The sequence below is a fragment of the Brevundimonas viscosa genome, from assembly GCF_900116065.1.
Taxonomy (GTDB): domain Bacteria; phylum Pseudomonadota; class Alphaproteobacteria; order Caulobacterales; family Caulobacteraceae; genus Brevundimonas; species Brevundimonas viscosa.
The window spans coordinates 431,055-454,451 of sequence record NZ_FOZV01000001.1; the positions used below are offsets into that span (position 1 = coordinate 431,055).

23 protein-coding genes and 1 riboswitch are annotated in these 23,397 nt (G+C 72.3%); of the genes, 17 read left to right on the top strand and 6 right to left on the bottom strand.

The window, feature by feature from the left end; translation table 11 throughout:
* Positions 1 to 12 precede the first annotated feature (12 nt).
* A riboswitch (cobalamin riboswitch) is annotated at positions 13 to 195 on the top strand.
* A 129-nt stretch (positions 196 to 324) separates the two neighbouring features.
* Complete coding sequence (locus BM333_RS02080; protein ID WP_092306779.1) at positions 325 to 2,157, top strand: TonB-dependent receptor plug domain-containing protein; 1,833 nt, start codon at positions 325 to 327, stop codon at positions 2,155 to 2,157.
* Here BM333_RS02080 and BM333_RS02085 read toward each other — a convergent pair.
* Complete coding sequence (locus BM333_RS02085; RefSeq protein ID WP_245777111.1) at positions 2,141 to 3,034, bottom strand: aldo/keto reductase; 894 nt, start codon at positions 3,032 to 3,034, stop codon at positions 2,141 to 2,143. The genes BM333_RS02080 and BM333_RS02085 overlap by 17 nt on opposite strands.
* A 170-nt stretch (positions 3,035 to 3,204) precedes the next feature.
* Between BM333_RS02085 and BM333_RS02090 the strand changes: the two genes are divergently transcribed.
* From BM333_RS02090 to BM333_RS02110, 5 genes are all read left to right on the top strand, one after another.
* Positions 3,205 to 4,443, top strand: coding sequence for an argininosuccinate synthase (locus tag BM333_RS02090; RefSeq protein WP_092306781.1), 1,239 nt, complete (start codon positions 3,205 to 3,207; stop codon positions 4,441 to 4,443).
* Positions 4,444 to 4,526: 83 nt separating this feature from the next.
* A complete protein-coding gene (locus BM333_RS02095; protein WP_092306783.1) occupies positions 4,527 to 4,964 on the top strand; it encodes a hypothetical protein in 438 nt (145 codons plus the stop codon).
* 100 nt (positions 4,965 to 5,064) lie between these two features.
* Entirely contained in the window at positions 5,065 to 5,640 is a 576-nt protein-coding gene (locus tag BM333_RS02100) for a hypothetical protein (protein WP_092306785.1), read from the top strand.
* 43 nt (positions 5,641 to 5,683) lie between these two features.
* A complete protein-coding gene (locus tag BM333_RS02105; RefSeq protein ID WP_092306787.1) occupies positions 5,684 to 6,319 on the top strand; it encodes a LysE family translocator in 636 nt (211 codons plus the stop codon).
* Positions 6,320 to 6,401: 82 nt separating this feature from the next.
* Positions 6,402 to 6,950 (top strand): CC0125/CC1285 family lipoprotein, encoded by a 549-nt coding sequence (locus BM333_RS02110; protein ID WP_092306789.1) that lies wholly within the window; start codon positions 6,402 to 6,404, stop codon positions 6,948 to 6,950.
* Positions 6,951 to 7,034: 84 nt separating this feature from the next.
* On the opposite strand, the gene BM333_RS02115 is transcribed toward BM333_RS02110, so the two are convergent.
* Entirely contained in the window at positions 7,035 to 7,775 is a 741-nt protein-coding gene (locus tag BM333_RS02115; RefSeq protein ID WP_092306791.1) for a DUF6065 family protein, read from the bottom strand.
* A 53-nt stretch (positions 7,776 to 7,828) separates the two neighbouring features.
* Here BM333_RS02115 and BM333_RS02120 point away from each other — a divergent pair, with 53 nt between their 5' ends.
* On the top strand, positions 7,829 to 8,389 hold the full coding sequence (locus tag BM333_RS02120) for a prolyl-tRNA synthetase associated domain-containing protein (protein ID WP_092306793.1): 561 nt from the start codon (positions 7,829 to 7,831) through the stop codon (positions 8,387 to 8,389).
* 17 nt (positions 8,390 to 8,406) lie between these two features.
* Here BM333_RS02120 and BM333_RS02125 read toward each other — a convergent pair whose 3' ends face one another.
* Positions 8,407 to 8,625 (bottom strand): hypothetical protein, encoded by a 219-nt coding sequence (locus BM333_RS02125; protein ID WP_092306795.1) that lies wholly within the window; start codon positions 8,623 to 8,625, stop codon positions 8,407 to 8,409.
* A gap of 154 nt (positions 8,626 to 8,779) precedes the next feature.
* Here BM333_RS02125 and purH point away from each other — a divergent pair, with 154 nt between their 5' ends.
* Positions 8,780 to 10,384, top strand: coding sequence for a bifunctional phosphoribosylaminoimidazolecarboxamide formyltransferase/IMP cyclohydrolase (gene purH / locus BM333_RS02130; RefSeq protein WP_092306797.1), 1,605 nt, complete (start codon positions 8,780 to 8,782; stop codon positions 10,382 to 10,384).
* A 229-nt stretch (positions 10,385 to 10,613) separates the two neighbouring features.
* On the top strand, positions 10,614 to 11,414 hold the full coding sequence (locus tag BM333_RS02135; RefSeq protein ID WP_092306799.1) for a dienelactone hydrolase family protein: 801 nt from the start codon (positions 10,614 to 10,616) through the stop codon (positions 11,412 to 11,414).
* Here the strand turns inward: BM333_RS02135 and BM333_RS02140 are convergent.
* Complete coding sequence (locus BM333_RS02140) at positions 11,360 to 11,827, bottom strand: OsmC family protein (RefSeq protein WP_092306801.1); 468 nt, start codon at positions 11,825 to 11,827, stop codon at positions 11,360 to 11,362. The two genes, BM333_RS02135 and BM333_RS02140, sit on opposite strands and share 55 nt — an antisense overlap.
* Before the next feature lie 101 nt (positions 11,828 to 11,928).
* On the opposite strand from BM333_RS02140, the gene rpe reads away from it, so the two are divergent.
* From rpe to BM333_RS02165, 5 genes are all read left to right on the top strand, one after another.
* Positions 11,929 to 12,588, top strand: a complete 660-nt coding sequence (gene rpe / locus BM333_RS02145) for a ribulose-phosphate 3-epimerase (RefSeq protein ID WP_092306803.1) — start codon at positions 11,929 to 11,931, stop codon at positions 12,586 to 12,588.
* Positions 12,585 to 14,396: a heparinase II/III family protein gene (locus BM333_RS02150; RefSeq protein WP_092306805.1), complete on the top strand. Its 1,812-nt coding sequence runs from the start codon at positions 12,585 to 12,587 to the stop codon at positions 14,394 to 14,396. Before rpe ends, BM333_RS02150 begins: the two co-directional genes overlap by 4 nt.
* 72 nt (positions 14,397 to 14,468) lie before the next feature.
* The gene (gene trxA / locus BM333_RS02155; RefSeq protein ID WP_092306807.1) at positions 14,469 to 15,365 is read left to right on the top strand and encodes a thioredoxin; all 897 of its coding nucleotides are present in this window, start codon (positions 14,469 to 14,471) and stop codon (positions 15,363 to 15,365) included.
* Between the two features lie 10 nt (positions 15,366 to 15,375).
* A complete protein-coding gene (locus tag BM333_RS02160; RefSeq protein ID WP_092306809.1) occupies positions 15,376 to 16,035 on the top strand; it encodes an LON peptidase substrate-binding domain-containing protein in 660 nt (219 codons plus the stop codon).
* 10 nt (positions 16,036 to 16,045) lie between these two features.
* On the top strand, positions 16,046 to 16,240 hold the full coding sequence (locus BM333_RS02165) for a Trm112 family protein (RefSeq protein ID WP_092306811.1): 195 nt from the start codon (positions 16,046 to 16,048) through the stop codon (positions 16,238 to 16,240).
* 40 nt (positions 16,241 to 16,280) lie between these two features.
* Here the strand turns inward: BM333_RS02165 and BM333_RS02170 are convergent, their stop codons facing one another.
* Positions 16,281 to 17,531, bottom strand: coding sequence for a UbiH/UbiF/VisC/COQ6 family ubiquinone biosynthesis hydroxylase (locus BM333_RS02170; RefSeq protein WP_092306813.1), 1,251 nt, complete (start codon positions 17,529 to 17,531; stop codon positions 16,281 to 16,283).
* 125 nt (positions 17,532 to 17,656) lie between these two features.
* On the opposite strand from BM333_RS02170, the gene BM333_RS02175 reads away from it, so the two are divergent.
* The 3 genes from BM333_RS02175 (at position 17,657) to xth (ending at position 21,947) form a co-directional block, all read left to right on the top strand.
* The gene (locus tag BM333_RS02175) at positions 17,657 to 20,050 is read left to right on the top strand and encodes an FtsK/SpoIIIE family DNA translocase (RefSeq protein WP_092306815.1); all 2,394 of its coding nucleotides are present in this window, start codon (positions 17,657 to 17,659) and stop codon (positions 20,048 to 20,050) included.
* A 176-nt stretch (positions 20,051 to 20,226) separates the two neighbouring features.
* The gene (locus tag BM333_RS02180; RefSeq protein ID WP_092306817.1) at positions 20,227 to 20,859 is read left to right on the top strand and encodes a LolA family protein; all 633 of its coding nucleotides are present in this window, start codon (positions 20,227 to 20,229) and stop codon (positions 20,857 to 20,859) included.
* A 293-nt stretch (positions 20,860 to 21,152) separates the two neighbouring features.
* The gene (gene xth / locus BM333_RS02185) at positions 21,153 to 21,947 is read left to right on the top strand and encodes an exodeoxyribonuclease III (RefSeq protein ID WP_092306819.1); all 795 of its coding nucleotides are present in this window, start codon (positions 21,153 to 21,155) and stop codon (positions 21,945 to 21,947) included.
* Here xth and BM333_RS02190 read toward each other — a convergent pair.
* The gene (locus BM333_RS02190; RefSeq protein WP_092306821.1) at positions 21,944 to 23,338 is read right to left on the bottom strand and encodes an SLC13 family permease; all 1,395 of its coding nucleotides are present in this window, start codon (positions 23,336 to 23,338) and stop codon (positions 21,944 to 21,946) included. The genes xth and BM333_RS02190 overlap by 4 nt on opposite strands.
* Between the last annotated feature and the right edge of the window lie 59 nt (positions 23,339 to 23,397).

Sequence of the window (23,397 nt, forward strand, 5' to 3'; positions counted from 1 at the left end):
TCGGACGCGCTGCGACAAGCGGTGCAGGCGGTTAAGGGAACGCGGTCCAACACCGCGGCTGTGCCCGCAACTGTAGGCGGCGAGGCCGTCCTTCGATCCGGGGAGCGATCCCCGGCGCCACTGGGAGACCGGGAAGGCGTGAGGGGCGGCTGGCGACCCGCAAGCCAGGAGACCTGGCCGCCGACGTCGTCCGTCGCTGTCCGGGATGAGGCAGGGGCGCGGTGAACCGTCGTGACGACCCGGTCCCAGCGTCGCCCCCCGGGCGGGCCGGTCGTCAGCCACGTCGCCGCGGGCGCTCGCGCGGAGACCGACGGAGCCTTCGCCATGCAGCGAGCCCTTCTTCTCACCACGGCCGCGGCCGTAGTCCTTCCCCTGCCGTCCCACGCCCGCACGCCGGATGCGGCGGCGGACCCCCTGGACGAGGTGGTGGTCACCGCCACGCGCCTGCCCGCCATCGTGCAGGACACGCCCGGCGCGCGGGTCGTCGACCGCGCGACCATCGACCGGCGCGGCGCCGTCTTCGCCGCCGACATCCTCGCCGACGTGCCCGGCCTGTCGGTGGTGCGCTCGGGCGCCTTCGGCGGCGTCGCCCAGGTGCGCATGCGCGGGGCCGGGCCGGGCAAGACCCTGGTGCTGGTCGACGGCGTGCCGGTCAACGATCCCGCCGAGGTCAACGGCGCCTTCGATTTCGGCGGCTTCGACCTGGCCGACATCGAACGCATCGAGGTGCTGTCGGGACCGCAGTCGTCGCTGTGGGGCTCGGACGCCATCGGCGGCGTGATCGCCTTCACCACCCGCGAGACCGACGGCGTCGCGGCGGACCTCGAGGCGGGGTCCTTCGACACCCGGCGCGGCCGTCTGGCCGTCGGGACCGCCGACGTCGACCGGGCGGTCGGAGCCTGGCTGTCGCACGTGGTCTCCGAGGGGATCTCGGCCGCCGACGCCCGCGACGGCGGCGCCGAACGCGACGGCCTCCGCTCCACCACCGCCGGCATCAAGGGCCGCTACGCCTTCAGCCCCTCCATCTCGGTAGACGGCTCGCTGCGCTGGACCGACGCCGAGGTCGACCTAGACGGCTATCCCGCCCCCGCCTTCGTTCTCGCCGACACGCCGGACACGCAGACCAGCGAGCAGTGGTCCGGCTTCGGCCGGCTGCACCTGTCGGCGCTGGGCCTCGACCACCGGTTCAGCCTCTCCGTGCACGACCTGACCCGCGAGACCGTCTCGGACTTCCCCTCCGTCTTCGACGCCTCCCGGCAGGCGTGGCGCTGGCAGGCGACCGGGACCGCCCGCGGCGTCGACTTCGTCCTCGGGGCCGAGCGTGAGGACGCGGAGGGCCGCCTCTCCACCGGCCTGACCGGCGAGCTCGGGACGACCTCGGCTTTCGCCACGGCGCGGGTGGAGCCGGTCGCGCGGCTCAGCCTGACCGGCGCGCTCCGCCACGACGCCACCGACGACTTCGGCGCGAAGACCACCGGCCGCCTCTCGGCCGCCTTCGACGCCGGCGCGGGGGTGACCCTGTCGGCGGCCTGGGGGACGGGCTTCAAGGCCCCGTCGATCAGCCAGGCGGTGTGCGACTTCTGCTTCGCGCCGCAGCCCTGGCCGACCCTCGTTCCCGAGACCGCCGAAGGGCTCGAGGCGGCGATCGGCTGGCGCTCCGCCGACCGGCGGCTGGAGGGCCGCGCCACCCTCTACCGGCTGAAGGTCGAGGATCAGATCAGCTATGTGGCCGGCCGCTACGTCAACATCGCCGAGACGGCGACGGACGGGGTGGAGCTGGAGGGCCGCGCCCGGCTGGGCGGCGGCTTCGACCTGACGGCGGCCTATGCGTGGACCGACGCCCGCGACGAGACGACCGGCGCCCGGCTGCTGCGCGTGCCGGAACATGCCGCTTCGGCGACGCTGGGCTGGAGCGGCGAGCGCCTGTCGGCCGCCGTCACCGTGCGGGCCGAAAGCGACCAGGACGACTCCGACGGGTTTGCTGCGGTGGTGCGGGACGGCTTCGTCACCGCCAGTCTGGCCGGCTCATACGTCCTGACGGAGCAGGTCACCCTCACCGCGCGGATCGAGAACCTGACGGACGAAGCCTACCAGCAGGTGTTCGGCTACGGCGAGCCGGGCCGGTCCGCCTACGTCGGCCTCAGGCTGCGCTACTGATCCGGCGCACGGTGGCGAGGACGGGGGCCGGCTGCTCCAGCTGCAGCTGGCCCCAGTCCAGCGCCGGCGCGGGGGCGTGGGCCGCCGCCAGCATGGCGCGCAGTTCGGCCGCAGAAGCGGCGCTCGCCACCACCGCCGAGGCCTGCGGCAGGCCGAGGGTGTAGGCCAGCACGGCCTGCATCGGGTCGACGCGGGCTTCGGCCAGCCGCCGGCGGATGCGCGACAGCTGCGGCGCATAGCGGTTCATCTCCGGCGGGAGGCTGTCGCCGCTCATGAACAGCAGGCCGCCGGCGAACACCGACGACAGGTGGATATCGACGCCGAGGCTCGCCAGTTCGTCCAGCACCCCGGTGCGGTGGGCGCGCTGGTCCAGCAGGCTGCACGGCAGCTGCACGAGATCCGGCTGGAAGCGTCGGGCCAGCAGCGCCGGGCCGTCTTCCATGGTGGCGCAGAAGCCGATGCGACGGAACAGGCCGCGGTCCTTCAGCGCCTGCATCCGCTCCCACAGCTCCCGGCCTTCCGAACCCACCAGTTCGGCGGCGCTGGCGGCCAGCAGGGCGTCGCCGCGCGGCAGGCCGAGGCGCTCCAGCGAGCGGCGGGCGCGCGCCTCGACCCGGTCGACGCCCTCGGCGATCGGGACGGTGCGCACCGTCACCTGGAACGGCGAGGGGAAGGGCCAGGCCTGGCCGAGCAGGCGCTCGCCGTCGCCCTCGGGCCGGGTCGCGACCACGGTCACGCCCGCGTCGGCGGCGGTCTGCAGCAGGAATCGCAGCGATTCCTCGCGTGCGCCGACCGGCGCCGGCATGGCCCGTTCGGGCGCGTGCACGACGGCGAGCGCGAGCTTGTCGACCGGAGACGGGGCGCGGTGCGGGATCACCGGCGGAGTCTGACGGGCAAAGCTTAAGACCCGCCTTCCAACTCCTTGCCTGAACCTTACCCGCTGAACGCTGATCGGCGCCCCAATCCCGCCCTTGCATCGCGGGGCGTCTGGTCCTTTAAGCGCCGCACGCTCCAGCGCCTCCCCGCGCGCGCCGAAGGACCTCCGCCATGTCGTCTTCCGCCCCCGCCCCGAAGAAGGTCGTCCTCGCCTATTCGGGCGGCTTGGACACCTCGATCATCCTCAAGTGGCTGCAGACCGAGTACGGGGCGGAGGTCATCACCTTCACCGCCGATCTCGGCCAGGGCGAGGAGCTGACCCCGGCTCGCGAAAAGGCGCTGAAGCTGGGGATCAAGCCGGAGAACATCTTCATCGACGACCTGCGCGAGGAGTTCGTGCGGGACTACGTCTTCCCGATGTTCCGGGCCAACACCGTCTACGAGGGCCAGTACCTCCTCGGCACCTCGATCGCCCGGCCGCTGATCGCCAAACGCCAGATCGAGATCGCCCGCCAGCTCGGCGCCGACGCCGTCTGTCACGGGGCTACCGGCAAGGGCAACGACCAGGTCCGCTTCGAGCTCGGCTACTACGCGCTGGAGCCCGACATCCGCGTCATCGCGCCGTGGCGCGAGTGGTCGTTCCGCAGCCGCGAGGCCCTGCTCGACTTCGCCGAGAAGCACCAGATCCCGATCTCGAAGGACAAGCGCGGCGAGGCGCCCTTCTCGGTCGACGCCAACCTGCTGCATTCCTCCTCCGAGGGTAAGGTGCTGGAGGACCCGGCGGTCGAGGCGCCCGAGTTCGTCCACCAGCGCACCCTGTCCCCGGAGGACGCCCCCGACCAGCCGACCGTGATCACCATCGGCTTCGAGAAGGGCGACGCCGTCTCCATCGACGGCGAGAGACTGTCCCCGGCGGAGCTGCTCACCCGCCTCAACCAGCTGGGCCACGACAACGGCATCGGCCGGCTCGACCTGGTCGAGAACCGCTTCGTCGGCATGAAGTCGCGCGGCGTCTACGAGACCCCCGGCGGGACCATCCTGCTGGCCGCCCACCGCGGCATCGAGTCCATCACCCTGGACCGCGGCGCCATGCACCTGAAAGACGAGCTGGCGGTCAAGTACGCCCAGCTGATCTACAACGGCTTCTGGTTCTCGCCCGAGCGCGAGATGCTGCAGGCCGCCATCGACCACAGCCAGCAGCGGGTCAACGGGACCGTCCGGGTCAAGCTCTACAAGGGCAACGCCACGGTGATCGGCCGCGAGAGCCCCGACAGCCTCTACGACCAGGAGCTGGTCACCTTCGAGGAGGGCGCCGTGGCCTACGACCACCGCGACGCCGAGGGCTTCATCAAGCTCAACGCCCTGCGCCTGCGCGTTCTGGGCAAGCGGGACGCGCGCGACCGCGGGTGAGGCGGAATCCACTCGCCTGCGCGCCGCGTCGGCGCCATTCTGCATCCGCCGCCGCCGGCGCCGCCGCATTCCAGGAATCCTTCATGTCTCTCCGTCTCGTCCTCGCCGCCTCGGCCGTCCTGGCCTTCGCCGCGCCCGCCTTCGCCCAGGAAGCGCCGGCCGCGCCGGCCGCCGCCGCCGAGGCGCCCATGACCGAGGCCGAACTGGAGCTCCGGGCCGACGCCTTCGAGGCCCGCATGGGCGAGATGACCTCGGAGATGCAGGCCGCCGCCACGGCCGCCAGCGGCGACCAGGCGAAGGCCTCCGCCGACCTCGACGCCATCGCGGCCCGCTACCAGCCGGAAGCCGACGCCTTCGCCGAAACCCTCAAGGGCTTCATCGCCTCGCAGATGGCGAGCCTGCCGCCCGAGGCGCAGGCGCAGGCCGCCATGGCCGGCCCGATGATCGACGCCCAGGTTCGCGGCATCCCCGCCCAGGCGAAGGCCGAGGTCCTGGCCGCCGCTTCCGGCGTCAGCGAATAGCTCGCGCGGCGGCGGGGCCGGGCCCCGCCGCCTTACCGCGATTTCACTTGAGGTCGAACGGCGTTGGGCCGACCTTCGCCGGCGACCCAAGGAGATCGCCATGATCAAGGCCCTGTCCCTCGCCGCCGCCCTCGCCGTTCTGCCGCTGTCCGCCGCCGCGCAGGAAGCCCCCCCGGCCGAGACCTCCGCCGCCTCGGCCGAGGCGGCGATCGAGGCCGCGGCTGAGCGCTTCGAGGCGCGCATGGAGGAGTTCGGGGAGCGCGCCGAGGCCCTCGGCGCCGACGAGAGCCTGACCGACGACCAGCGCGAGACGCGCATCGCCGCCCTGTGGGGCGAGTACGCGCCGGACGTCCAGGCCTTCACAGCCGTGGTCAGCCAGCATGCGGCCCAGATCGCCGGCCAGGCGCTCGCCGAAGTCGACATCGAGGCCGTCGTCGTCGAGGCCATGCGCGAGGTGAACCTCTCCGGCGCCATGGCGGCGGCCGGCGGCATGGCCATGAACGGGGCCTGGGCCTCCAACGACCCCGAGCACATGGCCACCTACGGCCTGATGGCCGACTACGCGATCGGCGGCGCGCTCGACGAGGTCGACGCCGCCATGACCGAGGTCAACGCCGCCACCGCGGAGATCGCCGCTGACGCCGTCGCCGAGCCGGCGCCGCCCGCCGCCGACTGATCGCGCTTGACCGCGGGAGCGGCCGGCCCGACAGGGACCGGCCATGCCCGCCCTGCCCGTCGATCCGCACTTCTACGCCGCCTTCCTCGGCGTCATGGCCGTGATGGCGATCACGCCCGGGCCGGCCAACGTCTTCTCCATCGCCAATGGCGTGCAGCGCGGCCCGATGGGCGCGCTCGCCGGGGTGGCCGGCATGAACGCCGCCACCCTCGTGTGGTTCGCCGCCGCCGCGCTCGGCCTCGGCGCGCTGATTGTGGCCTTTCCCGCCGCCTTCCGGCTGATCTCGATCGCCGGCGCCCTCTACGTGGCCTGGCTGGGCGTCAAGGCGCTGATCGGCGCCTTTCGCGCGGGCGGCGCGGAAACCGGCCACACCCCGATCCGGCTCGGCCGCGGCGCCTTCGTCGACGGCTTCATGGTCCAGATCGCCAACCCGAAGATCGTGCTGTTCTTCTCCGCCGTCCTGCCGCCCTTCCTCGACGTGAACCGGCCCGCCGCCCCGCAGCTGGCCCTGTTCGCCCTGGCCACCATCGGCATGGACGTGCTCAGCATGTCCGCCTACGGTCTGGGCGGGGCGGCCCTGGCCCGGCGCATGACCGAACCCCGCTTCCGGCGCGGCTTCGCCCTCCTCACCGGCCTGCTCCTGCTCGCCGCGGCCGTGCTTATAGTCTCGCGTTTGTAAGGACTTGCGTCCGGCGGAACCGCCGCCGTTCAGCGCCCGTTCATCCCGTATGGCGCGGAATGTCGCGACAAGGAGACCTCCGATGAATCCTCGCTTCCTCAAGTCCGCGGCCGTGCTGGCCTCGGCCGCGCTGGCGCTGTCGGCCTGCGCCACGGCGACCCCCTACGGCCCGGCCGGCTACGGCAGCCGTTACGGCTATTCGGAACAACGCATCGACGCCGACCGCTACCGCATCAGCTTCGCCGGCAACTCGGTGACCAGCCGCGAACAGGTCGAGATGGCCCTGCTGCTGCGCGCCGCCGAGGTGACGGTTCAGAACGGCTACGACTGGTTCGCCACCATCGAGCGCGCCACCGACCGCGACGTGCGCTACCAGGCCACGCCCGACCCGTTCTACTATGACCGGTACAGCCCGTTCTGGGGTCCGCGCTGGCGCTACTACCGCCGCGGCTACTGGAGCCCGTGGTACGACCCGTTCGGCCCCGACTTCGACGTCCGCGAGATCGACCGCTACGAGGCCACCGCCGAGATCGTCATGGGTCGCGGCCCCAAGCCGGCTGGCGACCCCAACGCCTTCGACGCCCGCGAGGTGATCGACAACCTCGGCCCGCGCGTGCCGCGAGCGATGTAAGGGAGCGGCTAGGTGCCAGGCTCTAGGGGCTAGGGAAGACGGCGCTCGTCCCCTAAAACCTAGTCCCTAGAACCTAGTCCCTACCTACCCGATCCTCGGCCCCTTCAGCCGCCGCTTGTTCACATGCGTCTCCGGGGCCTTGCCGAGGTCCTCGGGCACCTCGCCCTTGAAGTAGTAGCGCTGCCAGGCCTCCTTCGCCGCCTCCGGATCGCCGGCGGCGAGGCGCTGGTTGAAGTCGGTCCGCGCCCGGTTCCAGGCCTCGAACTGGCCGTGCATGCTGGGGTTGGACTCCAGAGAGCGGATCACCGGCTCGAACTGCTCGACCTTGCGGTGCTCGATCGGGGTGATGAAGCAGAACGGCTCGCCCTTCTCGAACTTCACCCGCCCGGGCCGGGTGAAGATCCAGTTCATGGTGAAGGGGAAGGGCAGCCAGTCGGTCTCGATCAGCCCGGTCAGCGGCTGGATGCCGTCCTTGACGTGGTTGGGCGACCCGCCGGCCAGAAGGCCCCAGCCCGGCGGGGTGCGGAACAGGTACTGCGGATGCATCGTCAGCACCCCGCGCGAAAAGTGCGAGGTGACGATGTGCTTCAGGTTCGGGACCGGCCGCTCGGGCGTGATCGTGATGTCGTCCTGGCTCGGCCCGCCGTTCCATTCGGCCGTGAAGGTGATCGGGCACAGGATCTCCCAGCCCGTGGTGTTGGCCATGGTGAGCGGCAGGCAGCGGTAGGGGTGCCGGCTGGCGAAGGCGTCCATCCAGTTGCGCGACTGCCGCCCCGGCACGAGGTCCGGCGGCTGCGGCATCATGGGGTAGCATTCGAGCTCCACGGGCGATCTCCGGCAGGCTGGTGGCGACAGGCCTTCACCCCTAGCTTCGCCCGATGACCGAATACAAGCCGATCGCCGACGCCGCCGTCCTCCCCGCGCCCGCCTACGACCGCGACCGCCTGCTGGCCTGGATGGCGGAGCATGGCATCCCGCACGTCACCCATGACCACCCGGCCGTGTTCCGCGTCGACGAGGGGCACGAGCTCAAGGCCGCCATGCCGGGCGCCCACACCAAGAACCTGTTCCTCAAGGACAAGAAGGGGAAGCTGTGGCTGATCTCGGCCCGTCAGGACACGGTGATCGACCTGAAGCGGGTGGACAAATGGATCGGCTCGGCCCGCCTCAGCTTCGGCAACGAGACCCTGCTGTGGGAGACCCTCGGCGTCCGACCCGGCTCGGTGACAGCGCTCGGCCTGATCAACGACCCCGACCAGCGCGTGACCTTCATCCTCGACAAGGCCCTGTGGGACGCCGACGTCGTCAACTTCCACCCGCTGACCAACACGGCGACCACGGCGCTGGGGCAAGCCGATTTCCGGCGGTTCCTGCAGCTTCTCGGGCGGGAGCCGGTGGTGGTGGAATTCGCGCAGCCAACTTGGGATGCAGGCGCGTGACCGGCTGAGCCCCCAGGTCAGCCGACGGGAGGTATTCGCGCCAGTACTCGGCCAATCAGGAATGCGGCCGAGGAAGCCGCATAGACGCCAAGGAGAGCCCCGACAGCTTCTCTCATCGAGTCGGAATGATCGACCTCCGCGCCGACGGCGCCGAGCGTCAGCAGTGTGAAGAAGATCGGAAGCGAAACGCCGAAGGCCATCATGGTCCGGCCAATCCGGCGGTAGTAGCTCCGCATCACCTTCCTCGCCCCTCCACCAGAACCAGGCGTCGCAGTCTAGTCGCGGCCGCGAGGTTCTGTCCCATGTGCAATCCCTCCGCGGTTCAATCCCCGGCCATTGGATGCTAGAGCCCGCCGCATCCCTCCCCGCCCCTGACATACGGACGCCGCCATGCCCGCCGCTCCCGACTTTCCCCCCGCGCCCGACCGCGTGGCGCCGAAGCGCGCGCTGATCTCGCTGAGCGACAAGACCGGGCTGGAGGACGTCGCCCGCACCCTGCACGACCTCGGCGTCGAGCTGGTCTCGACCGGCGGCACCCGCGCCGCCATCGCCGGCTTCGGCCTTCCGGTGAAGGACGTCGCCGACCTGACCGGCTTCCCGGAGATGATGGACGGCCGGGTCAAGACCCTGCACCCGGTGGTGCACGGCGGCCTGCTGGGGGTGCGCGACGCCCCGGCCCACGCCGAGGCGATGACCGCGCACGGCATCGGCGGCATCGATGTGCTCTGGATCGACCTCTATCCGTTCGAGCAGACGGTGGCGTCGGGCGGCGACTTCGAGGCGGCGATCGAGAACATCGACATCGGCGGCCCGGCCATGATCCGCTCGGGCTCGAAGAACCACGGCTACGTCGCAGTCGCCGTCGACGGCGAGTCGATCGCGATGATCGTCGAGGCGCTGAAGGCCGGCGGATCGACGACGCTGGAGCTGCGCAAGCGGCTGGCGGCCCGCGCCTTCGCCCGCACCGCCGCCTATGACGCGGCCGTCTCCGGCTGGTTCGCCGCCCAGCTGGGCGACGCCGCCCCGTCCCGCAAGTCGATCGCCGGCGCGCTCGCCCAGACCCTGCGCTACGGCGAGAACCCGCACCAGACCGGGGCCTTCTACCGCACCGGCGAGACCCGTCCGGGGGTCGCCAACGCCCGCCAGCTGCAGGGCAAGGAGCTGGGCTACAACAACATCGCCGACGCCGACGCGGCATACGAGCTGGTCGCCGAGTTCGAGGCCCCGGCCTGCGTCATCGTCAAGCACGCCAACCCCTGCGGCGTGGCCGTCGGGAACAGCCTCGAGGAGGCCTACGCCCGGGCGCTGGAGTGCGACGCGGTCTCGGCCTTCGGCGGGGTGGTGGCGGTCAACCGTCCCCTCACCGGCGCCGACGCCAAGGCGATCACCGGCATCTTCACCGAGGTGGTCATCGCCCCCGGCGCCGACGAGGAGGCGAAGGCCGTCTTCGCCGCCAAGAAGAACCTGCGCCTGCTGCTGACCGACGGCCTCCCCGACCCGCTGGCGACCGGCGAGGTGTTCCGCTCGGTGGCCGGCGGCTTCCTGGTGCAGGGCCGCGACCGCTCGCGCATCGCCCCGGCTGACCTGAAGATCGTCACCCGCCGCCAGCCCACGCCGACCGAGATCCAGAACATGCTGTTCGCCTTCACGGTCGCCAAGCACGTCAAGTCGAACGCCATCGTCTACGCGAAGGACGGCCAGACGGCCGGCATCGGCGCCGGCCAGATGAACCGCCGCGACTCGGCCCGCATCGCCGCCATTCGGGCGAGAGAGGCCGGCGAGGCCAAGGGGCTGGCCCATTCGCTGGCGCAAGGGTCCGCCTGCGCCTCCGAGGCCTTCTTCCCCTTCGCCGATGGCCTGCTCGAGGCGGTGGCGGCCGGCGCCACGGCGGTGATCCAGCCCGGCGGCTCGATCCGCGACGACGAGGTCATCGCCGCCGCCGACGAACAGGGCGTGGCCATGGCCTTCACCGGCGTGCGCGTGTTCCGTCACTGACCCCGGGGCGCTATCGCTCGCCGCGCGGCGGCTCGCTGGTTGAGCGCGCCCGTCTCCTCCCCACGCAGTGGGGAGGGGGACCACCCGCAGGGTGGTGGAGGGGTTGAAGACGCGCGCCCGGACTTCGAACCCCTCCACCATCCTCCGCCTGCGGCTCCGGATGGTCCCCCTCCCCATCGCTGCGCGACGGGGAGGAGACGGGTGGGCCGTCCCCGGCTAGGCTCGGCCCATGGACACCCTCTCCCGACGCTGGGCCCGCCTTGAACCGCACACCACCGTCTTCGGCCCGGACGACCACCGTCCGCGGCCGGCGGTGCTGCTCTTCCACGGTTGCGGCGGACTGCGCGATCACCTGCCGAAGTACGCCGCCGCAGCGCAGGCGGCCGGGTGGCGGGCGTTCATCGTCGATTCCTACGCCCCGCGCGGCTGGAGCCGGACCTTCGCCATGGCCACGGTCTGCACCGGCCTGCTGCTGCGCGGCCACGAGCGGGCCGGCGACGTGCTGGCGGCGCTGGATGGCGTGTCCCGCCGCCGGGACGTCGACCCGTCGAAGATCGCCCTGGCCGGCTGGAGCCACGGCGGCTGGGGCATCATGGAGGCGATGAGCTCCGAGCGCCTTCCTGGCATGCTCGGCCTCGTCGATCCCGGCGACGTCCCCCTCGAAGGCGTGCTGGCCAGCTACCTCGCCTACCCCTACGTCGGCGTCGCCGCACTGAACCGCATGCGGCCGTGGCGGCACTGCCCGAAGACCCTGGCCGTCATCGCCCGCTCCGACCACCTGACCAGCGTCCGCAACGCCGAGCGGGTCCACGCCATGATCCGCGACTGCGGGGCCGAGGTGGAGACATGGATCGCCGACGGCACCCACAGCTTCGACGAGCCGATGACCGCGCCGCCGATGCGCTACCACCCGGAACTGGCCGAGGAGGCGGTGCGGCGCTTCGCCGCCCTGCTGGAGGACGTCGCCGTCGCGCCTCAGGCCGCGGCGGGCTCGACCGCCACCGACGCCCGGATCGAATTGGCCACATAGCAGGCCTCGTGGGCCCGGTGGTGCAGGTCCTCCAGCGCCGCGGCGTCGGGCCGCGTCTCACCCGAGAAGGCGACCGCGGGCCGCAAGGTCACCGCCGTGATCGACACCTTGCCGCGCTCGTCCTTGCCGAGGACGCCCACCGCCTCGTCGCGATAGCTGTCGACGACGAAGCCGGCCCGCGCCGCATAGGCGAGGGAAAACAACATGTGGCAGCTCGACACCGCCGCCACCAGCGCCTCCTCCGGGTCGACTGCGGCCGGGTCGGACAGCGGCGCCGGCACGCTGGAGGGGGCGGAAGAGCCGCGCACCACCGCCCCGCCGTCGAAGCGCCATTCGTGGGCGCGAGCGTAGCGGTTGTCGAGAAAAGGCTGCTCCCCGCGGCTCCATTCGACTGTGGCCAGGTGTTCGCTCATCGCGCGCTCCGCTTTGTCCGGCGCCGTACTGTAAAGCTTGTCGGCGCCGCCTGGCCACCCCTTCGCTTGCCCGCGCCGCCGGGGCGTCCTATCCGGGGGCCATGGCCGCTCCCCTGATCTGCCCCTCCATTCTCGCCAGCGACTTCGCCCGCCTCGGCGAGGAGGTCCGCGCCCTGGAGACCGCCGGCGCCGACTGGATCCACGTCGACGTCATGGACGGACACTTCGTGCCCAACCTGACCATGGGACCGGACATCGTGAAAGCGATCCGGCCGCATTCGGCCCTGCCTTTCGACGTGCACCTGATGGTCGCGCCCGTCGACCCGTGGCTGGAGGCTTACCGTGACGCCGGCGCCGACATCCTCACCGTTCATCCCGAAAGCGGTCCGCACCTGCACCGCACCCTGGGCCGCATCCGCCAGCTCGGCGCCAAGGCGGGCGTGGTGCTGAACCCCGGCACGCCGCTGAACGTGCTCGAGGAGGTCGTCGACCTCGTCGACCTGGTCCTGCTGATGTCAGTCAATCCCGGCTTCGGCGGCCAGTCCTTCATTCCGTCCTCGCTGCGCAAGATCGAGCGCGCCCGGGCCCTGCTCGACGCCGCCGGCTCTAAGGCGCACCTGCAGGTCGACGGCGGCGTCACCGCGGCCAACGCCGCCGCCTGCGTCGCCGCCGGAGCCGACGCCCTCGTGGCCGGCTCGTTCGTGTTCAAGGGCGGCGCCGACGCCTACGCCGCCAACATCCGGGCGCTGAAGGCGGCGTGAGTCCGCTCGGTCCCTTCGCCCGCACCGAGGGTTCAGCCCCGCCGCCGGGCGAGATCCCAGGCCTGCGCGGCGCGCCGATGCGCACGCCGGTGCGCACCGCCGGCCCGACCACCGGGCCGTCGCTCTGGCCCGCCATCGCCGGACGGCTGCTGACCCGCCAGCTGTGGATCGAGCTCTACGGCCTGCCCGGCTACGCCCAGACCCTGAAGGGCCGCGCCGCGCCCGGCTTCGCCTCCACGCCGCGCGACTTCCGGCCCGCCGACCCGGCCGTCGGCAAGGGTGTTCTCTCCGGGCGCTTCACCCTCGCCGGCGCGGCGCTCGACGCCCCCGCTCCGGAGGATCCGTTCAACCGCCCCAGCCCGACCCGGGCCTTCGCCGTCGACCTGCACAGCTTCGCCTGGCTGCCCTCGCTGATGCTGCAGGGAGAGCGCGGCGCGCGGGAGGCCGTGCGGCTGGCCCTCGTCTGGGGCCAGGTCTTCGCCCGCTGGTCCCCGTTCGCCTGGGACCCGGACATCCTCGCCCGTCGGGCCTTCAACCTGGCCTGCGCCGCCCGTCGCATGGGTCAGGTCGCCAGCGAGGCCGAGCGTCTGCGGCTGGCCGACATTCTCGGCCGGCACGGGCGCCAGCTGCTGCGCCCGCCGGGCGGCGTCGCCACGCTCGCCGAGCGTCTCGTCGCCGCCGCCGTGGTCGGCTGCGCCGTCGCGGGTCCCGGCGGGGCGAGCCTGCGCCGGGCCGCCCTGCGCCGGCTGCCGCGCGCCCTTGACCGGGCCGTGCTCCCGGACGGCTCCCACGCCAGCCGCAGCCCCGAGGCCGGGCTGGAGCTGCTCCTCGACCTACTCACCCTCGAGGACGGGCTGGGCCAGGTGTCCGAACCGGTCCCCGAAGCGCTGCAGGCGGCGATCGGGCGGCTCGACCGCGCCGTCCGCCTGAACACCCTGCCGGACGGACGGCTGGCCGCCTTCCAGGGTGGCGCGGCGTCTTCGCCCGCCCGGATCGCCGCGGCCCTCGGTGAGACCGTCGACGGCCCCGGCGCGGGCGCCTCGGGCGCGGTCGGCGGTCTCGTCCGCCTGCGCACGCCGCTTCTCACCGTCGTCGCCGACGCCGCCCCTCCGGCCCGTGGACCGTGGTCGTCCGCCGCCTGCGCCCAGCCGCTGGCGCTGGAGATCCTGTGCGGCAAGGACCGGCTGATCACCGGCTGCGGCTGGACCCCGCGCGCCGCCGACCGTCAGGGGCTGCGCCTGCCGCCGGGCCATTCCACCCTGACGCTGGGCGAAACCACCCCCGGCGAGCCGCTCGGCGGCTGGAAGGGCGACCTGCTCGGCCCGAGGCTGGTCGGCCGCCCCCTCCACGTCGAGGTCCAGCAGCGCGACGGCGAGGGCGCCGTCTGGCTGGAGATCGAGCACGACGGCTGGGTTCACGACTTCGGCCTGCTGCACCAGCGGCGGCTCTACCTCGACCAGCGGCTGGACGAGCTCCGCGCCGAGGAGCGGCTGCATCCCGCGCCGGGCCAGAAGGACGTGGTCCGCGCCATCGCCGCCCCCTATGCGGTCCGCTTCCAGCTCGAGCCCGGCGTCCAGGCCTCGCTGGCTCGCGACCGGCGCTCCATCCTGCTGCGCGGCCACTCCGGGCGCGGCTGGTGGTTCCGCACCGACGGGCCGGACGTGGCCATCGAGCCGTCGGTCCATATCGACGAGGGTTTGACCCGCCGTTCGCTGCAGATCGTGGTGCGCGGCTCGGCCCGGACCGACTCCGAAACCCGCATCCGCTGGAAGCTCAGCCCCGCCGGAGCCGGCGGCGAACCGACCTGACCTTGAGCGGCGAGGGCGGCGGGACCATCTGAGCCGCTTCCGCGTTATGACTCTTCCGAACCCAGGACCGCCATGACCCTCGCCGATCCGACCGCCCTGCCCGACGACCTCATCAAGGAGGGCTCCGACGCCGCCTTCATGAAGGACGTGGTCGAGGCCTCGAAGACCCAGCCCGTGCTGGTCGACTTCTGGGCGACCTGGTGCGGCCCGTGCCGGCAGCTGACGCCGGCGCTGGAGAAGGCCGTTCGCGCCGCCAAGGGCGCGGTCAAGCTGGTCAAGATCGACGTCGACAGGAACCCGGCCTACGCCGGGCAGCTGCGCGTGCAGTCGATCCCGACGGTCTACGCCTTCGTCAACGGCCAGCCCGTGGACGGCTTCCAGGGCGCCGTGCCGGAGAGCCAGCTGAAGGCGTTCATCGACAAGCTGACCGGCGGCGCCTCGGGCGATTCCGACATCGAGCAGCTGCTGTCGCTGGGCGAGGAATCGCTGTCGCTGAACGACCTCGGCGGCGCCGCCCAGGCCTTCGCCCAGGTGCTGACCCTCGAGCCCGGCCACGAGAAGGCCATCGCCGGCATGGCCCGCGTCTATCTCGCCGACGGCGACCCCGACCAGGCGCGCCAGACCATCGCCATGGCCCCCGCCGACTCGAAGGACCCGCTGGTCCAGTCGGTGCGCGCCCAGCTGTCGCTCGCTTCGGCCGCCCCGAGCGGCGCGGACGCGGAGCTCGAGGCCCGCCTCGCCGCCGACCCGAACGACCACGCGGCCCGCTTCGACCTCGCCCAGGCGCGCGCCGCCGCCGGCGACCTCGCCGGCGCCGTCGACCATCTGCTGAAGATCGTCGCCGCCGACCGCGACTGGAACGACCAGGCCGCCCGCAAGCAGCTGCTGACCGTCTTCGAGGCGGCGGGCGCGAGCTCCGAGGTCGCCCGCGACGGTCGCCGCCGCCTGTCGTCGCTGCTGTTCGCCTGAGGAGGGGCCGGTGGCTCAGGGATATGTCAGGGCCGCCGACCTGCCGCAGGTCATTCCGGTGTTTCCGCTGGACGGGGTGATGCTGCTGCCGCGCGGCCAGCTGCCGCTGAACATCTTCGAGCCGCGCTACCTGAACATGGTCGACGACGCCATGGCCGGGGATCGCATCATCGGCATGATCCAGCCCTCCGGGGGGCCGCGCCGCCTGCCCAGCCTGTCGCCGGTGGGCTGCGCCGGCCGCATCACCAGCTTCGCAGAGACGTCGGATGGTCGCTATCTGATCACCCTGACCGGCTGCTCGCGCTTCCGGGTGCAGGGCGAGCTGCCGGTGCAGACGCCCTACCGCCAGGTGCGCGCCCAGTTCGCGCCCTACGAGTCGGATCTCGTCGCGCCGCCGGCCGGCGAGGGCAATCTCGACCGGGAGAACCTGCTGGAGGCGCTGCGGGCCTATCTCGAGACGCGCGGTCTCGACATCGACTGGGACACCGCCGAGACCGCCCCGCCCGAGGCCCTGGTCAACAGCCTGGCCATGGCCCTGCCGTTCGAGCCGCCGGAAAAGCAGGCCCTGCTCGAGGCGCCCGACCTCGACGGCCGCGCCGCCGTGTTGACCGCCCTGATGCGCATCGACGCCGCCGGCGACGGCGACGGCGACATGGGCTCGATCCAGTAGGAACCCCGAAATGTCCGACGCCTTCCACACCCCCGCCGCCGTCGATCCGCGCCTGCTCGAGGTGCTGGTCTGCCCCGTCACCCGCGGCCGGCTGACCTACGACCGCGATCGGCAGGAGCTGGTCTCCAGGGGGGCGAAGCTGGCCTACCCGATCCGCGACGGCGTGCCGATCATGCTGCCCGAAGAGGCCCGCAAGCTGGACTGAACGCCACGGAAGCCGCGCTCAGGCAGCGAGCGGTGGCGCTCTACAAGGCCTCGCCGCGCAGCAGCCGCGGCAGGTCGCCCGTGGCCCCGCCGGCCTCGTGCATGAAGGCGCGGCGCAGGGGAGCGATGCGGTTGACCACGGCGATGCCGACGTCGCGCGCCAGCCGCACCGGCGGCAGGTCGTTGGAGAACAGGCGCACGAAGCCGTCGAAGCCGGCCGCCAGCGCGACGTTGTCGAAGCGCCGCCAGCGGGCGTAGCGCTCCAGCACCGTCTCCACCCCGATGTCCTCGCCCAGTCGCGCCGCCTCGACCAGCACCTCGGCGAGGGCGGCGACGTCCTTGAGCCCCATGTTCAGTCCCTGCCCCGCCACGGGGTGCACGCCGTGGGCGGCGTCGCCGACGAGGGCGATGCGGGGCGCCGTCAGCGCCTCGGCCAGCTGCAGCGACAGCGGATAGACGAAGCGCGGCCCGACCACGGCGACCTCGTCGAGGAAGTCCCCGAAGCGCCGCATCAGGTGGGCGTGGAAGGCGGCGTCCGAGGCCGTCTTCAGCGCCTCGGCACGGCGCGTGCTTTCGGTCCACACCAGGCTGGCGCGCTGTTCCGTCAGCGGCAGGATGGCGAACGGCCCGTCCGGCAGGAAGTACTCGTGGGCGACGTTGCCGTGGTCCCGCCCCAGCGCCACGGTCGCCACCACGCCGCTCTGGCCGTAGCCCCAGCCGAGCGTGTCGATCCCGGCCGCCCGACGCACCGGCGAACCGCGCCCCTCGGCCCCGACCACCAGCGGCGCCTCCAGCGTCGCCCCGTCCGGGAGGGTCACGATGGCGCGACCCGGGCCGACCTCGACGCCCGATACGGAGGCCGGCGCCCGCACCTCGATGCCGGCAGCGGTCACCGCCTCGGCCAGGGCTGAGCGGATGCGCCGGTTCTCGACCATGTAGCCCAGCGGCTCGCCGTTGGTCCGGTCGCCGATCTCGTCGGCGTCGAAGCGCAGGAAGGCCGAGGAGGGCGCCCGCGACGCCGCCCCCGGCCGACGTCCGTCGGTGACGAGGATGCGATCCATCCGGCAGGCGTGCGGCCGGAGCGCCGCGCCGACGCCGAGCGCATCCAGCATGCGGAAGGTCGAGAAGGCGATCGCCGTCGAGCGGCCGTCGAAGGTCGGGGCCAGTTGCGCATCGAACGGCTGCGGATCGACCACGACGACCTTCAGTCCGCCCTGCGCCGCCGCCAGGGCGAAGGTCGCGCCGACCAGTCCGGCGCCGGCGATGATGACGTCGTAGGGTTCGCTGCTCATGGCCGGGTTGTCGCGCCGGGACGGGTCCGCGTCCAGTGCGGCATAGGGTCGAGGGTAAATGCCCCCTTAACCCTGCCCGGGCGACAACGGCGGCCGAGTCCCGACCGTCCGGAGTTTCGTTCCGCATGTCCGCCGCCCTCGTCCTCGGCCAGCGCGCCTGGATCGGCGCCCGCATCCTGTGGGACGCGCCCTTCGTGGTGCGCTTCCGCGGCGTGCTGCAGGCCCTCCTGGCGGCCTTGCTGCTGGTCGCCCTGCTGTCGTGGAACCCCGCGGACCCCAGCCTCAACGCCGCATCGACGGCCGCCCCGACCAACTGGCTCGGCGCCAACGGGGCCCTGTTCGCCGACCTGTTCATGCAGTCGCTCGGCCTGGCCGCGTGGCCCGGCGCCCTGCTGCTTGTCGCGTTCGGCCTGGCGCGGGCGATCGGCGACGCCATCCAGCAGCGGCTGAAGCCGACGCCGGTGAAGGCGCTGTCCGCCACCGGCGGCGTGCTGGCGCTTTCGGCGGCGCTGTCCGCCCTCGCCCCGCCGGCGGCGTGGCCGCTCGCCGCGGGTCTCGGCGGGCTGTGGGGCGACGCCCTCGTGGGTCTGGTGCGGTGGGCCTGCGAGGCGTTGCGCTTCGGCGGCGGCTCGATCATCGCGGGCGTCCTGTTCCTCCCGCTGGCGCTGTGGGGCATCGGCTACGCCATCGGCCTGCGCTTTTCCGATCTCTCCGAGGCGCTGGCCTGGAGCGGATCGCGAAGGGCGGCCCCGCGACGCGCGGAGGCCGCTCCCGCCGCCGCCCCGCGGCCCCGTCGGCCTCGCCCCGAGCCCGAGCCCGAGCCCGAGCCCGAACCCGGGCACGCCCCGGTCAACCTCGCCCCGGAGCCGGAGGAGATGCCGCCGTGGGACGAGCCGGCGCCCGCGCCGCGCCCCGCTCGCGCCGCGCCCGAGCCCAGGGTGGCGGCGGTCAAGGCCCCCAAGGCTTCGCGCCGCGAGGTCGACGACGCCCAGGCCGCCTTCGACTTCGCCCGCCCCGAGGGCGACTTCGACCTGCCGCCGCTGGGCATGCTGTCCAAGCCGGCCAAGCGCGTCGCCGCCGTCGACGAGGAGGCGCTGAAGCAGAACGCCAAGATGCTCGAGGGCGTGCTGCAGGAGTTCGGCGTGCGCGGCGTCATCGACCAGATCCGCCCCGGCCCCGTGGTCACCCTTTACGAGCTGGTGCCGGCGCCGGGTGTGAAGCATGGCCGCGTCGTCGCGCTCTCGGACGACATCGCCCGCTCCATGTCGGCCCGCGCCTGCCGCATCAGCGTCGTCCAGGGCCGCAACGCCATCGGCATCGAACTGCCCAACGCCCGGCGCGAGACCGTCTACCTGCGCGACCTGCTGGCCTCGACCGAGTACGACAAGCCGTCTCACCTGCTGCCGCTGGCGCTGGGCGAGACCATCGGCGGCGAGCCCTATGTCGCCGACCTCGCGCGCATGCCCCACCTGCTGATCGCCGGCACCACCGGCTCGGGCAAGTCGGTGGGGGTCAACGCCATGATCCTCTCGATCCTGTACAAGCTGACGCCCGAGCAGTGCCGCTTCATCATGATCGACCCGAAGATGCTGGAGCTCAGCGTCTACGACGGCATCCCGCACCTGCTGGCCCCGGTGGTCACCGATCCCAAGAAGGCGGTCGTCGCCCTGAAATGGACCGTGCGCGAGATGGAGGACCGCTACCGGCGGATGTCCAAGCTCGGCGTGCGCAACATCGCCAGCTACAACGACCGGGCCCGCGAGGCCCAGGCCAAGGGCGAGCATTTCGAGCGCACGGTCCAGACCGGCTTCGACGAGCAGGGGCGGCCGGTCTACGAGTCCGAGAAGATCCGCCCCGAGCCCATGCCCTATCTGGTCGTGGTCATGGACGAGATGGCCGACCTGATGCTGGTCGCCGGCAAGGACGTGGAGGGCGCGGTGCAGCGCCTCGCCCAGATGGCCCGCGCCGCCGGCATTCATCTGATCATGGCCACCCAGCGCCCGTCGGTCGACGTCATCACCGGCACCATCAAGGCCAACTTCCCGACCCGGATCAGCTTCCAGGTCACCTCCAAGATCGACAGCCGCACCATCCTCGGCGAGCAGGGCGGCGAACAGCTGCTGGGCCAGGGCGACATGCTCTACATGGCCGGCGGCGGCCGCATCACCCGCCTGCACGGCCCCTTCGTCGACGACAAGGAGGTCGAGGCCGTCTGCAATCACCTGAAAGCCCAGGCGGAGCCGGACTACCTCGACCTGATCACCGACGATCCGGACGGCGACGGCGACAATGCCTTCGGCGACGAGGGCGGCGGCTCGGGCGACGACCTCTACGACCGCGCCGTGGCCGTGGTCACCCGCGACCGCAAGGCCTCGACCAGCTACATCCAGCGCCGCCTTCAGATCGGCTACAACCGCGCCGCCTCGCTGATCGAGCGGATGGAGCAGGAGGGCGTGGTCAGCCCCGCCAACCACGCCGGCAAGCGCGACATCCTCGCCGGCCCGCCGCCGATGGTCTGATACGGGCAGGCAACGGACCGGCTGCAACGGCGTTCGTCAGGGCCGCCGTCGGCCGCCTGAACCTGAACGGGGCTTCATCGCGGCGCCGGAATATGGTCAGGCTGGGGTCATCGCCTCGCCAGACCCCTCCGGCATGACGGCCTGATCGACAACCATCCCGAACGGGAGAGAAGCTCATGACCGTCTCGCGCCGCGCCTTCGCCCTCGGCTCCGCCGCCCTCGCCGCGGTCGCCGCCCTGCCGGCCCACGCCCAGTCGGGGCTGTCCGCCGAGGACCGCGCTGTCCTGCAGCGGGCCCAGACCTACCTGCAGAACCTGACCTCGGCCCAAGGAACCTTCGTCGAGACCTCGGGCGCCCAGCGCCGCGAGGGTCACTTCTGGCTGCAGCGCCCCGGCAAGATGCGCTTCGAGTACACGCGGCCCGAGGGGCTGCTGGTGGTCTCCGACGGCTCGAACGTGAAGCGCTACGATCCGCGACTCGACGTGTTCCGCCAGGTGCCGCTGAGCCAGACCCCGCTGTCCACCTTCCTCGCCCGCAATGTGCGGCTCGACCAGGGCGTGCGCATCGACCGCATCACCCGCATGCAGTCGGGCGCCTTCGCCATCGTCGCCCGCGACTCGCGTCGCCCGAACGACGGCCAGGTCATCCTGTCCTTCGCCGGCGATCCGCTGCGCCTGCACGAGTGGACCATCGTCGACGCGCAGGGCGCCCGCACCCGCACCCAGCTGACTTCGCTCCGCCCCGCCTCCGGCCTGTCGTCCAGCCTGTTCCAGCTGCGCGATCCGACCCGCCGGCCGCGCCGGAACTAGGCGCGCCGCGCCGCGGTTTGACTTTTTCCGCCGACCGTGGCACTTTCGCAACAGGTCGGTGGGAGCCGGTCGGACCCGCTTCGGATTTCATCCCCTTCCCGGCGGCGAGAGAGACGAACCTTGCAGCGCCCGGCCCCGCGCCGGGCGCTTTTTTGCGTAGGGTCGGGCGCTATCGCGATCGACGCGGTCGATCGCTGCTTGAGCGCCGCTGGAGCGCGCCGGGTCGATCCAAAGGGCGGCGCGAGGCGTCAAAAGGCGGAGCCTTTTGGACGCGCTCCCGCTAGGAAGCCGCCATGCTTCGCATCGCCACCTGGAACATCAACTCGGTCCGCCTGCGCGTCGACCACGTCGCCCGCTTCGTCGCCGAGGCGACGCCCGACGTCCTGTGCCTGCAGGAGATCAAGTGCACCGCCGACCAGTTCCCGCGCGCCGCGTTCGAGGCCATGGGGCTGCCCCACCTGCGCGTGGGCGGCCAGAAGGGCTGGCACGGCGTCGCCATCGCCAGCCGCCGGCCGATCGCCGACGGACCGCCGCTCGACGTCTGCCGCGAAGGCCACGCCCGTTGCGTCTCGGCGATGGTCGAGGGCGTCGAGATCCAGAACTTCTACATCCCGGCCGGCGGCGATGTCCCGGACCGGAAGCTGAACCCCAAGTTCGACCACAAGCTGGACTTCTACGAGCGGCTGACCGCCGAGATGGCGACCCGCGACCGCCAGCGGCCGCTGGTGCTGGCCGGGGACTTCAATATCGCGCCGGGCGAGAACGACGTCTGGAACCACCGCTACATGTCGAAGATCGTCAGCCACACCCCGCTGGAGGTCGAGACCCTGCGGCGGCTGCAGGCGGCCGGCGGCTTCGCCGACGTGGTGCGCGAACAGATCCCCGAACCGGTCAAGCTGGCCAGCTGGTGGAGCTATCGCGCCGCCGATTTCCGCAAGTCGAACCGGGGCCTGCGCCTCGACCACCTGTGGACCTCGCCGGGGCTGACCCCGGCGGTGGCGAAGGGCTCGGCGCGCATCCACGACGACGTGCGCGCCTGGGAGCGGCCCAGCGACCACGCGCCGGTGACCATGGACCTCGACGTCTAGAACGGGAAGAAGATCGGGATGGCGACCATGGCCGCCGCCCAGGTGACCAGATTCAGCGGTACGCCGACGCGGACGAAGTCCAGGTAGCTGTAGCCGGCCATGTTGTAGACGAGGACGTTGGTCTGGTAGCCGAACGGCGTGGCGAAGGCCGCCGAGGCGGCCATCATCACCGCCACCAGGAAGGGCCGCGGGTCGACCCCGAAGCTCTCCGCCAGCGCCACCGCGATCGGCGTGATCAGAACCGCCACCGTGGCGTTCGACAGCAGCTCAGTGGCGAACAGGGTCACCCCGTAGAGGATGATCAGCGCGGCCAGCGGGCCCATGGGCCGGATCACGTCGATCAGCCGGTCGGCGCCGATCTGGGCCAGGCCCGTGACCTCGATCGAGATGCCGATGACCACCATGCCGGCGATCAGCAGCAGGATGTCCGGGCGCAGTCCGGCGTAGGCCTGGTCGGCGGTCAGGATGCGCAGCAGGATCAGCGCCACGGCCCCGGCGAAGGCCGAGGCGGCGATCGGCGCCAGGCCCAGTCCCGCCGCCGCCACCACGACGATGAAGATGGCCAGGGCGGTCAGCGCCGGCCGCAGCTGGAACGGCCGGTCGGCGGCCCCGAACAGCGTCACGTCGCCGAGGTGGGCGTCGCCGGAGCCGTCCTCGTTGGAGCGGGCTTCCCCGATCCTCGGCAACCGGAACAGGGAGAAGCGCCGCCGGCTGGCGAGGGCCGCGCTGGCCTCGGCCTCCGCCTTCAGGCGCCGCGCCTCGGCCTCGTCGGCTGCGACGCTGCGACCCAGCTGGCGCGCTCCGACGAAGTAGAGCCAGACCGCGCCCGCGCTGGCGATGACCAGGCCGACGGGGGTGATCTCGAAGATGCCGAACACCGGCTGGCCGGCGTTGCGCGCCATGTCGTTGACCAGCAGGTTGGTCGACGTGCCGATCAGCGTCATCAGTCCGCCGAGCACCGAGACGTGGCTCAGCGGCATCAGGAAACGCTTCGGCGACAGCTCCAGCGATTTCGCCACGTCGCGCACCACGGGGGCGGCCAGCACCACCACCGGCGTGTTGTTCAGGAAGCCGCCGAGCGCTCCGCACATCCCGATCACCAGCCACAGGCCGCGCGCGCCCAGCCGCGCGCACAGGCGGGTCGCCTGCCGGATCATCAGCCCGAGCAGACCGGTCAGCTCGATGGCGTAGGCGATCACGAACAGGCCGGCGAGGGCGATGATGGCCGGGCTGGCGAAGGCCGCCTGCACCTCGACCGGACGCACCACGCCCAGCAGCAGCAGGGCCGCGGCGCCGCACAGGGCCACGACGTCCGCGCGAGCCCGGCCGTGGATCAGCACGCCGACGACGGCGACGAGCACGACCAGGGCGGCGATCTGATCGAAGGTCATCGGCCGTGCAGACCCTCCCCCGGCGCTGCGGTCAACCCTTTTCCGCCGCCGCCGTCGCC